This window comes from Streptomyces sp. sk2.1 (genome assembly GCF_008120935.1).
Lineage (GTDB): Bacteria > Actinomycetota > Actinomycetes > Streptomycetales > Streptomycetaceae > Streptomyces.
This window is the reverse complement of record NZ_RDBO01000035.1, coordinates 54,144-62,767: the sequence shown is the minus strand read 5'-3', so window position 1 is coordinate 62,767 and position 8,624 is coordinate 54,144. Positions and strand designations below refer to the sequence as shown.

At 73.0% G+C, this 8,624-nt stretch carries 11 protein-coding genes and 1 pseudogene; 5 read left to right on the top strand and 7 right to left on the bottom strand.

Features of this window, described 5'->3' with window-relative positions; genetic code table 11:
- Positions 1–229, top strand: a pseudogene (locus EAO76_RS46165) (toxin); the annotation flags it as partial.
- 55 nt (positions 230–284) lie between these two features.
- Here EAO76_RS46165 and EAO76_RS13930 read toward each other — a convergent pair.
- The 3 genes from EAO76_RS13930 to EAO76_RS13920 form a co-directional block, all read right to left on the bottom strand.
- A complete protein-coding gene (locus EAO76_RS13930) occupies positions 285–893 on the bottom strand; it encodes a toxin (RefSeq protein ID WP_148836255.1) in 609 nt (202 codons plus the stop codon).
- 8 nt (positions 894–901) lie between these two features.
- Entirely contained in the window at positions 902–1,360 is a 459-nt protein-coding gene (locus tag EAO76_RS13925; protein WP_148836254.1) for a hypothetical protein, read from the bottom strand.
- A gap of 417 nt (positions 1,361–1,777) precedes the next feature.
- Positions 1,778–2,215: a glutaredoxin domain-containing protein gene (locus EAO76_RS13920; protein ID WP_148836253.1), complete on the bottom strand. Its 438-nt coding sequence runs from the start codon at positions 2,213–2,215 to the stop codon at positions 1,778–1,780.
- Between the two features lie 144 nt (positions 2,216–2,359).
- Here EAO76_RS13920 and EAO76_RS13915 point away from each other — a divergent pair, with 144 nt between their 5' ends.
- Entirely contained in the window at positions 2,360–2,896 is a 537-nt protein-coding gene (locus tag EAO76_RS13915) for a VOC family protein (protein ID WP_148836252.1), read from the top strand.
- A complete protein-coding gene (locus EAO76_RS13910) occupies positions 2,889–3,758 on the top strand; it encodes a MerR family transcriptional regulator (protein WP_148836251.1) in 870 nt (289 codons plus the stop codon). The genes EAO76_RS13915 and EAO76_RS13910 overlap by 8 nt, the downstream gene beginning before the upstream one ends.
- Before the next feature lie 26 nt (positions 3,759–3,784).
- Here EAO76_RS13910 and EAO76_RS13905 read toward each other — a convergent pair whose 3' ends face one another.
- Complete coding sequence (locus EAO76_RS13905; RefSeq protein ID WP_148836250.1) at positions 3,785–4,246, bottom strand: SgcJ/EcaC family oxidoreductase; 462 nt, start codon at positions 4,244–4,246, stop codon at positions 3,785–3,787.
- Positions 4,247–4,266: 20 nt separating this feature from the next.
- Entirely contained in the window at positions 4,267–4,938 is a 672-nt protein-coding gene (locus EAO76_RS13900; RefSeq protein ID WP_148836249.1) for an SgcJ/EcaC family oxidoreductase, read from the bottom strand.
- A gap of 109 nt (positions 4,939–5,047) precedes the next feature.
- Between EAO76_RS13900 and EAO76_RS13895 the strand changes: the two genes are divergently transcribed.
- Entirely contained in the window at positions 5,048–5,512 is a 465-nt protein-coding gene (locus EAO76_RS13895; protein WP_148836248.1) for a MarR family winged helix-turn-helix transcriptional regulator, read from the top strand.
- Between the two features lie 71 nt (positions 5,513–5,583).
- On the opposite strand, the gene EAO76_RS13890 is transcribed toward EAO76_RS13895, so the two are convergent.
- On the bottom strand, positions 5,584–6,468 hold the full coding sequence (locus tag EAO76_RS13890) for an alpha/beta fold hydrolase (protein ID WP_148836247.1): 885 nt from the start codon (positions 6,466–6,468) through the stop codon (positions 5,584–5,586).
- The gene (locus EAO76_RS13885; RefSeq protein ID WP_148836246.1) at positions 6,465–7,145 is read right to left on the bottom strand and encodes a TetR/AcrR family transcriptional regulator; all 681 of its coding nucleotides are present in this window, start codon (positions 7,143–7,145) and stop codon (positions 6,465–6,467) included. Before EAO76_RS13885 ends, EAO76_RS13890 begins: the two co-directional genes overlap by 4 nt.
- A gap of 47 nt (positions 7,146–7,192) precedes the next feature.
- On the opposite strand from EAO76_RS13885, the gene EAO76_RS13880 reads away from it, so the two are divergent.
- On the top strand, positions 7,193–8,614 hold the full coding sequence (locus EAO76_RS13880) for an amidase (protein ID WP_148836245.1): 1,422 nt from the start codon (positions 7,193–7,195) through the stop codon (positions 8,612–8,614).
- The last annotated feature ends 10 nt before the right edge of the window (positions 8,615–8,624 follow it).

Sequence of the window (8,624 nt, the reverse complement as noted above, 5' to 3'; positions counted from 1 at the left end):
CGCCTGCGGGCTGCGGCTGAAGACCGGCGGGACGAGTTTCGTGCTCTACCGCCGCCGGCCGACCGAGTACCAGACCCAGCACGTCATCCTGCACGAGCTGTGCCACGAGTGGTTCGACCACGGCACCTCCCTCGACGCCGAGCAGCTCAGGCGGCTGCTGCCGGTCTTCGACACCTCACTGATCACCAGGGTCCTGGGCGGTGGGCCCGCACCCGCGCCCGCGCCGCCGGTCGCCGACACCATCGCCGACGCGATCCGGTCGGGGGACGGGGGGACGAGCGGTGTCAGGAACGGCGGAAGAGGCCGCGGCGGCGGCTGGCGACGGGGCGCGAGAGGGAGTTGGCCAGACGCCCCACCATGTCGTCGCTCGACACGTCCCGGGCCATGCGGGGGATGAGGGACGCGCCGAACTCGGCCATGCGTTCGTCGTGGGTGTCGTACTGCGCGCGGGCCTGCACGGTGCCGTCCCCCGACCGGATCGCGTCGGCGATGGTGTCGGCGACCGGCGGCGCGGGCGCGGGTGCGGGCCCACCGCCCAGGACCCTGGTGATCAGTGAGGTGTCGAAGACCGGCAGCAGCCGCCTGAGCTGCTCGGCGTCGAGGGAGGTGCCGTGGTCGAACCACTCGTGGCACAGCTCGTGCAGGATGACGTGCTGGGTCTGGTACTCGGTCGGCCGGCGGCGGTAGAGCACGAAACTCGTCCCGCCGGTCTTCAGCCGCAGCCCGCAGGCGGCGTTGACGCGGGCCAGCCGGTCGGGCATCTCGTGCAGCACGATGGTGCGGCCGCGGGCCGCCTCCATGTTCGCCACCAGTGCGTCGATGGAGAAGGGCGCGGGTATGGGCAGGTCGGCCAGCCCGGCCTCGCACTCCTTCCGCAGTTCGCGCATGGACATGTGGAGGTCTACCCCTCCGGCTCGCCGGGGCCGCCGCCGTCGGCCGCGTCCTGCTTGCCCCGGGCGTCCTCCAGCAGGGAGAGGGCGAACTGCAGCAGCTCCGGCGGGAGCCCGTCCTCGTCGAGCCCCCGGCCGGCGACCCCGCTGATCTCCCCGGTGCGCCGCTTGGCGAGGAACTGGAGCCCGGCGACGACGTCGTCGACGACCTCGGACTCCTCCTTGAAGAACCGCCAGTCCACGCCGAAGCCCAGGCCGAGCGCCTTGAGGATGTCCTCGGACGGCTGCGTCACCTTGCCCGCGAGTATGTTGGAGAAGTAGCTGTGCGAGAGGGAGCCGCCGCGCTCCTTGACCAGGTCGGCGAAGACCCGGCCCGAGACCTTCTGTCCGGGGAACGTCTTCTCGACCATGTACTCGACCTTTTGCTGCAGTGTCCGCAGCTCCGGCGTGCGTTCCTCGACGCTGTCCATCCGGCTCCCCACGTATCCGTTCCCCGCCCGACCAGCGGTGCTCGGTCGTCGTCTCGGTCAACGGGATTGCACTGTAACGAATCGCGGGACGGGGCCCCCGGCGCGGTGGGCGGTACGGGAACGGGCTTGCGTAAATACGCAACGTCACTGTTAACTCGAAAAAACACGGGCAGGGGACCGCGAGGGGAGTGTCCTGCCCGTGAAGTCGCCCTGCCCTGTGCGAAATTCCGCCGAACAAGACGGACAAGTGGTGCATATGGGGGCAGTTGAGGGTGCAGCCCTTCACGACGGGGGATGCGTGAAGGGCTGCTCGTCCATTATGGCCGCTGGTCAAGTCGGCATCAACTGACCTGCTGGTCAGTCGGATCCGTGTCGCCGCGCTCCGGCCCGTCCGGGCCGCCGTCCGGCACCCCCGGATCACGGGGCCGGGGGGAGCCGCTCGCGCACCCATTCCGGGCCGGGGTTGGTGTGCGGACGGCCCGCCACGACGACGGTCGGTACGGTCTCGTTGCCGTCGTTGGCCTCCCGTACGGTTGTAGCGCCGTCTGGATCGCGCCAGATATTGACCCAATGCATTCGGTGGGCGTCCCGGCCCAGCCGGATGCGCAGCCGCAGGCAGTACGTGCAGCCCGGCCGCCGGAAGACGATCGGCCGGCCGTCGGCCGCGCTGCGGCGCCGTGCCGCCGCCGCCCCGATCGACCTCGGGAGGACCAGCGGCGAGTTCACCCCCGCGACCAGGACGAGGACCAGCAGGAACGCCGCACCCGAGCCGGGGCTCCCCCTGAGGGCGAGCCCGGCGGCGGCCGCCGCGCCGCCGAGAAGGAACACTGCGGGCAGGAGCCGGGCGCGTCTCATGGTGTCGCAGGCCAGTGCCCTTCCCCGCGACCGGCCCCGTGCGGGGCGTCGGTACGGGTGGGTCCGGGCCCCGACGGGCCCGGAAGCCGGTTCGGGAAATTCCGGCTTGACCCTCACGTTGCGTGAGGCCGGAGGGTGGTGCGCATGAGCGACCACTACAACGCTTTCGAGATCAGCCCCGTACCCGACCCCGGTCCGGACGCGGTTCCGCCGGAGCCGTTCCGCGGCATCTACGGAATGCCCGCGTTCGCGACGATCCCCACGAACGACCTCGCGGCCTCGGTGGACTTCTGGGTCCGCGGGCTCGGGTTCTTCGAACTGTTCAGCATCCCCGGCACCCTCGTGCATCTGCGCCGATGGGCGTTCCAGGACGTGCTCCTCGTCGCGGAGGAGAGCGTTCCGGAGCAGGCGCCCGCGATGGGCCTCAGCTTCGCGTACGTGCTCGGCCAGATCGATTCCGTGGTCGAGGACTGCCGCGCGCTGCGCCCGGACTCGGTCGAGGGCCCGCGGGACACCCCCTGGAACACGCGCGACGTGACGGTGATCACCCCCGAGAACGCACGGGTCGTCGTCACCGCGGCGAAGCCCTTCGATCCGGCGAGCCGGGAGGCGCGGAACCTTGAGGCCATCGGGATCACCCCGCCGGACTTCGACCGCGACGACAATGAGGAGCATGCCTGACGCAGCTGAAACCGGAGCCGGCTCCGCGGCCGGGATCGAGTCCGGGGCCGAGGCCGAGTCCGAGGCCGAGGCCGAGGTCGACGGTCTGACCGTCGGCCAGGTCTCGACGCGTCTGGGCGTGACCGTCCGCGCGCTGCACCACTGGGACGAGATCGGCCTGGCCCGCCCGTCGATGCGCACGGCCGCCGGATACCGGCTCTACACCGCCGGTGATCTGGAACGCCTGCACCGCATCGTGGTCTACCGCGAGGTCGGTCTCGGCCTGGACCGGATCCGGGACGTCCTGGACGACTCGACCGCGGACGTGCCCGGTGCGCTGCGCGCGCAGCGCGCCCAGGTCACCGAGCGGATCGAACGCCTCCAGCGGCTCGGCGCCGGACTGGACCGGATGATCGACGCCCACGAGCGCGGCCTGCTGCTGACCGTCGAGCAGCAGGCCGCGATCTTCGGCCCCCGATGGGACCCGGACGGGCCCGCCAGGGCCCGCAGCCGCTACGGGGACACGACGCAGTGGCGGCAGTACGCCGAACTCTCCGCCTCGCGCGGCCCGGAGGAGTGGCAGGAGGTCGCCGACGCCGTCGCCGCCCTCGACCGGGCCCTCGCGGACGCGATGGACGCCGGTGTCGCCCCCGGCAGCCCGGAGGCGAACCGGCTCGCCGAGCGGCACCGCGAGGTCTTCGCCTCGTACTTTCCCCTCACCCGGCGGATGCAGGTCTGCCTGGGCCGCATGTACGAGGCCGATCCGGGATTCGCCGCCCACTACGACGGCATCCGGACCGGTCTCGCCGCGTGGTTCCGGCAGATCGTCGACGCCGACGCGCGCGCCCACGGCATCGACCCCGACACCGCGACCTGGCAGTAGCGCACGGCACGGCGGACGCTCGGGGCTCAACCGCCCGCGGGGGCGGGCCTGGTGGCGGGCTGGAGTCTGAAGGAGACGGCTTCGAGCAGGCCCTTGCGCCGGGTCTTCTGCACGGCGGCGATCCGCCAGCCCCGCCGGTCGGTGCGGACGAGGGTGTACGTGGCGATCTTGCCGAGCCTGCGGGGCGGCTTCCTGGAGACCTCGCCGCGGGTGACGACGACGGCGGTGTCGGGGCCGTGGGTGCGGATGTCGCGGACGTCCAGGTGGAGTTCGGTGCCCTTGAGGAAGGTGTCGAAGAGGGCCTGGTGCGCCCGCCCGATCTCCTGCCCGCCGCGGTAGACGGTGCCGGTGAACGTGACGTCGGTGGCGTCGTCGGTGAAGCAGTCCCCGTAGGCGGTGCCGTCGCCGCGGTTCCAGGCGGCGCGCGCCCGGTCCAGCAGGGCCCGGATCTCGGCGGTCGCGATGGTCGCGGTGGTCTCGGTGCTCATGGGACGGGTCCTCTCGCTCGTCACTTCTCGGCCCGGGGCCTGGTGTCGGGGTCGAACAGGAAGGAGACGCGCTCCATGACCTTCTGGCGCCGGGTGTTGTGGAAGGCCGCGATGCGCCACGGGCCGTCGTCCTGGCGGACCAGGGTGTAGGTCTGGGTCTTGGAGAGCTCGTCCGGCTTCTCGGGGCTGCCCTCGTAGGTGTCGCCGCGGGTGGTGACGATCGCGGTCCGTGGACCGTAGAAGCGGATGCCGAGGTACGAGTCGGCCAGCTCGGTGTCCTTGAGGAAGCCGTCGAACAGGGCCGCGTGGCCTTCGGCGATGTCGCGGCGGCCCTGGTAGTGCGTGCCGATGTAGGTGGTGTAGGTGGCGTCCTCGGTGAACACGGCGCCGTAGGCGTCCGCGTCGCCCCGGCCCCAGGCCGCGGTCATGTCCGCCAGCGTCGAGCACACCTGCCGGTGGGCACCGGCCGGGGCGTCCGTCGGGGTGACGGCCATGCAGTCGGGGTTGCCGGTGTTGTGCACCGTGGCGGTGCTGCTGAGCCACAGGTACCCGCCACCGGCGGCCAGGGCGAGGGCCAGGGCGCCGATCCCCAGGACGCGTTTGACCGTACGGCGGCGGGACCGCCCGGTCGTGGCGGGCCCGGGCCCGGGGCTCGCCGTGGCGGGTCCGGGGGCGGCGGTCTCGGTGCTCATCTGGGTTCCCTCCCGTGGTACCTTCGCGAGCGAAGCTACTTTTCCGAAGAAGCTTCTTCTTTTGAGAAGTCTCTTCGTTGAGGAAGAGATTAGGGAGTGGAGGATCGCCGTGTCAACGCCCCATCCGCAGCCGGACGCGAGCCGGGTCTACCGCCGGTACCTGAGCGCGGTCCTGCTGCACGCCCACGCCGGCGCCCGGGCCTGCGGTCTGGGCGCGACGGACCTGTACGCGCTGAACGTCCTGGAGCTGGCCGGTTCGATGACCCCGGGCGAACTGGGCACGCGCGTCGGCCTGACCACCGGCCCCACCACCCGGCTGGTCGACCGGCTGGAGGAGGCCGGGTACGTGCGCCGCGTCCCCTCGCCCGACGACCGCCGCAAGGTGATCGTCGAACCGATCGGCAGGCCCGCGGAGCTCGACCGCGTCATGGCCGACGCCCGTCGGCGGATCGGCGAACTGCTCGGCGGCTACTCCCCCGAGCAGCGCGCCACCCTCTTCGACTACTTCACCCGCGCCGCCGAGGCGTACCAGGAAACCGCCGAGGATCTGCGGGCCGGCGGCACGGCCGACTGAGCCGCCGCCGAAGCGGGCACGCCGCGGAACACGCGCACCGGCGCACGCGCACCGGCACGCGTGCGCATCGCTCAGATCAGTTCACGCAGGAGCGGTTCCGGGTCCGCGAGCAGGAAGAGATGGCCCCCGTCGGGGACGGTGCGCAGTTCGGCGCCGGGGATCTGCGCGTGGGCCCAGCGCGCCACCTCGACGGGGACGTTGCCGTCCGCCTCGCCGTGGAGGAAGAGGGTCGGCACGGAGACCGAGTCCAGCGGGTCCGGCAGCGGGCGGGCATAGCCGGCGAGGTCGGTGACGGCCGCGTCCGTGCCCTGGCGCTGCCCCTCGGCCGTGTCCAGGCCGGACAGCTCCCGGAAGGCGGGGGTGGTCATGATCAGCCGGTCGGCGCGGGGCCAGGCGTCGAGGTTCGGCTCGTTCCTGGTCTTCTTGAAGACGCCCTTTCCCGCGAGCATCTGCCGGGCGACCCCCGGGGCCCGGACGGCGATCAGGTTCAGCAGTTTGACCAGGGGGATCCGGCGCGCGTACGCCTCGCGGGGGGCTCCGGGAACGGCGGCGCAGGCGAGGATCAGTCTCGTCACCCGTCCGGGGAGCCGCTGGGCCGCCGAGAGCGCGTACCCGCCGCCGCCCGAGATCGCCACGAGCGGGGCCCGTTCGTGGCCGAGGTGGTCGAGCAGGGCCACGAAGTCGTCGTTCCAGCGGTGGAAGCCGCGACCGGGCACGGGGTCGGTCTCCCCGTACCCCGGACGGTCCGGGAAGACCAGGTGCAGGCCCGCGTCCGTCGCCGCCCGCCGCAGGGCGAGGCCCTCGTAGCGGCTGCCGGGGGTCCCGTGGAGCACGATCACGGGCGGGGCGGCGGGGTCGCCGTACGAGCAGTAAGCGATACGGCGCCCGCCCGGGGCCGCCAGGTGGTGCGTCTCGGGCAGGTCCGTCTCCGTCGGGCCCGTCGGGGAGGGGGTCATCGCTGCTCCTCACGGGATGTGCGGGATGTGCGGGGCGCGGGAGTCGCGGGGGACGCCGAAGCCGCGGCGGCGATTCCGCCGATGACGAAGTCGAGGCCGAAGGCGAACCGGCGCTCGTAGTCGTGGTGTTCCGCGAACACCGACGCGGCGCGGCGTTCCGGCGGGACCCGGTGCGGTTCCGGATCGCCGCGGCCGAGGCGGATCGCCACGTGGCCGGTGACGAAGTCGTGCAGGGCGCCGTACGCGTACGCGGCGGCCTCCTCGTCCAGCCCCGCGCCGCGCAGCGCCGCCACGACCCGGTGCGCGGTGTCGTCGGCGCCGGGCCCGACCAGTGGTGCGCGGCGGTGCGCGTCGAGGATGACGGGGTGCCGCATGAGCAGGTCGTGGAGCGCGTTCGCGAACAGCCGGACGGTACCGAGCCAGTCGTCCGGCCAGTCCACCGACCGGGTCGCCTCGCCGACGATCCGGGACACCAGCGCGTGCCGGAGCGCTTCGATGCCGCCCGTCGTGCGGTGGATCGCCATCGGTGACACGTCCAGCCGGTCGGCCAGCGCGCGGAAGCTCACGGCGTCGAGTCCCTGGTCGTCGGAGAGTTCGGTCGCCGCGTCCAGGATCGCGTCGAGCGTCACCGCCCGGGGACGGCCGTTCTTCGGGTTGCTTGCTTTCTCGACCACCATGCCCGCACCATATCGATACGCGTAACGAAACTTCAATGGGAGTGTGCATGACGGAGTTGCACGACCTCACGGCCCTGGAGTTGGCCGCCGCCTACGCACGCGGCGACACGAGTCCCACCGAAGTCGTGGATCACCTGCTGGCCCGGATCGGGGACGGTGACCGGGTGGGGGCGTTCACCACCGTGTCGGCCGACCGGGCCCGCACCGCGGCGGCCGAGGCCGAACGGGTCCTGCGGTCGGCGGACCGCGCCGGGCTGCCGCGCCTGTTCGGCGTGCCCACCGCGGTCAAGGACCTGGAGGCCACCGCGGGCGTACGCACCACGCTGGGGTCCGCGTCGTTCCGCGACTGGGTTCCGGAGCACGACGACGAGATCGTCGAGGTCATGGCCGGGGCCGGGCTGATCAGCCTCGGCAAGACGACCGTTCCCGAGTTCGGGGCCGCCTGCTACACCGAGCCCGAGGTGTCCGCCCCGGCGCGCAGCCCGTTCGACCTCCGCCGCAGCGCGGCGGGCAGCAGCGGCGGGGCGGCGGCCGCGGTCGGGGCCCGGCTGGTACCGATCGCACAGGGCAGTGACACCGCCGGTTCGGTGCGTTCGCCCGCGAGCGCCTGCGGCGTGGTCGGGCTCAAGCCCAGCCGCGGACTCGTCACCGCGGGCCCGGCGGGCAACGACGGGATGGGTCTCTCGGTGCGGGGGCCGATCGCCCGTACCGTGCGCGACACCGCGGCGTTCCTCGACGTCCTGACCGCCCGCACCGGCGCCGGTACCGTGCATCCGCCCCGGGCCGGCAGTGCCGACGGCTACGAGCGCGCGTGCGACGCACCCGTGCCGCGGCTCCGGATCGCGCTCGCCCGGGGCTCGGTCTCGGGCGCTCCCGTGGATCCCGAGGTCGCCGGGGCCGCGGAGCTCGCCGCCCGCACGCTGGCCGGGCTCGGGCACGAGGTGTTCGCCCGGGACCAGGCGCCGGACCCCGAGCTGACCGAGGGGTTCCGGGTGATGTTCACGGCGCTGGTCGGGTCGAGGGCCATGGCACTCGACGAGTCGTCCCTGCGGCCGATCGTCCGCCATCTCCTGTCCCGTTCCAGGGAGTTCACCTCGGGCGAGCTGGCCGCCTCGATCGGTGCCGTCCAGGCCCGCGCCCGCGCCTGGGCGCTCGCCCACGCCGACGCGGACGTGGTGGTCACCCCGACCGTGACGGCCCCGCCGACGCTCGTCGGTCAGCTCCGCGACGACGCGGACCCGGCGGCGGAACTGGCCGCGATGACCGCGTTCACCGGCAACACCGTCCTGGCGAACGCCACCGGTTTCCCGGCCATCAGCCTTCCGCTGGGCTGGAGTTCGCAGGGCCTGCCGCTCGGGGTCTCGCTGACGGCCGGCTGGGGGCGGGAGGATCTGCTGCTCGGTGTGTCGGCCTCGCTGGAGGAGGCCCTGCCGTGGTCCCACCGCTACGGCGAGCAGGCCGGGGGCTGAGCTTCGGGCG

What these genes read in the sequence shown, in the direction of transcription:
- EAO76_RS13890 (WP_148836247.1), bottom strand. Translation starts at nt 6,468, where the DNA reads ATGACCCCCTCCCCGACGGGCCCGACGGAGACGGACCTGCCCGAGACG.
- EAO76_RS13915 (WP_148836252.1), top strand. Translation starts at nt 2,360, where the DNA reads ATGAGCGACCACTACAACGCTTTCGAGATCAGCCCCGTACCCGACCCC.
- EAO76_RS13900 (WP_148836249.1), bottom strand. Translation starts at nt 4,938, where the DNA reads ATGAGCACCGAGACCGCCGCCCCCGGACCCGCCACGGCGAGCCCCGGG.
- EAO76_RS13925 (WP_148836254.1), bottom strand. Translation starts at nt 1,360, where the DNA reads ATGGACAGCGTCGAGGAACGCACGCCGGAGCTGCGGACACTGCAGCAA.
- EAO76_RS13880 (WP_148836245.1), top strand. Translation starts at nt 7,193, where the DNA reads ATGACGGAGTTGCACGACCTCACGGCCCTGGAGTTGGCCGCCGCCTAC.
- EAO76_RS13930 (WP_148836255.1), bottom strand. Translation starts at nt 893, where the DNA reads ATGTCCATGCGCGAACTGCGGAAGGAGTGCGAGGCCGGGCTGGCCGAC.
- EAO76_RS13905 (WP_148836250.1), bottom strand. Translation starts at nt 4,246, where the DNA reads ATGAGCACCGAGACCACCGCGACCATCGCGACCGCCGAGATCCGGGCC.
- EAO76_RS13910 (WP_148836251.1), top strand. Translation starts at nt 2,889, where the DNA reads ATGCCTGACGCAGCTGAAACCGGAGCCGGCTCCGCGGCCGGGATCGAG.
- EAO76_RS13885 (WP_148836246.1), bottom strand. Translation starts at nt 7,145, where the DNA reads ATGGTGGTCGAGAAAGCAAGCAACCCGAAGAACGGCCGTCCCCGGGCG.
- EAO76_RS13920 (WP_148836253.1), bottom strand. Translation starts at nt 2,215, where the DNA reads ATGAGACGCGCCCGGCTCCTGCCCGCAGTGTTCCTTCTCGGCGGCGCG.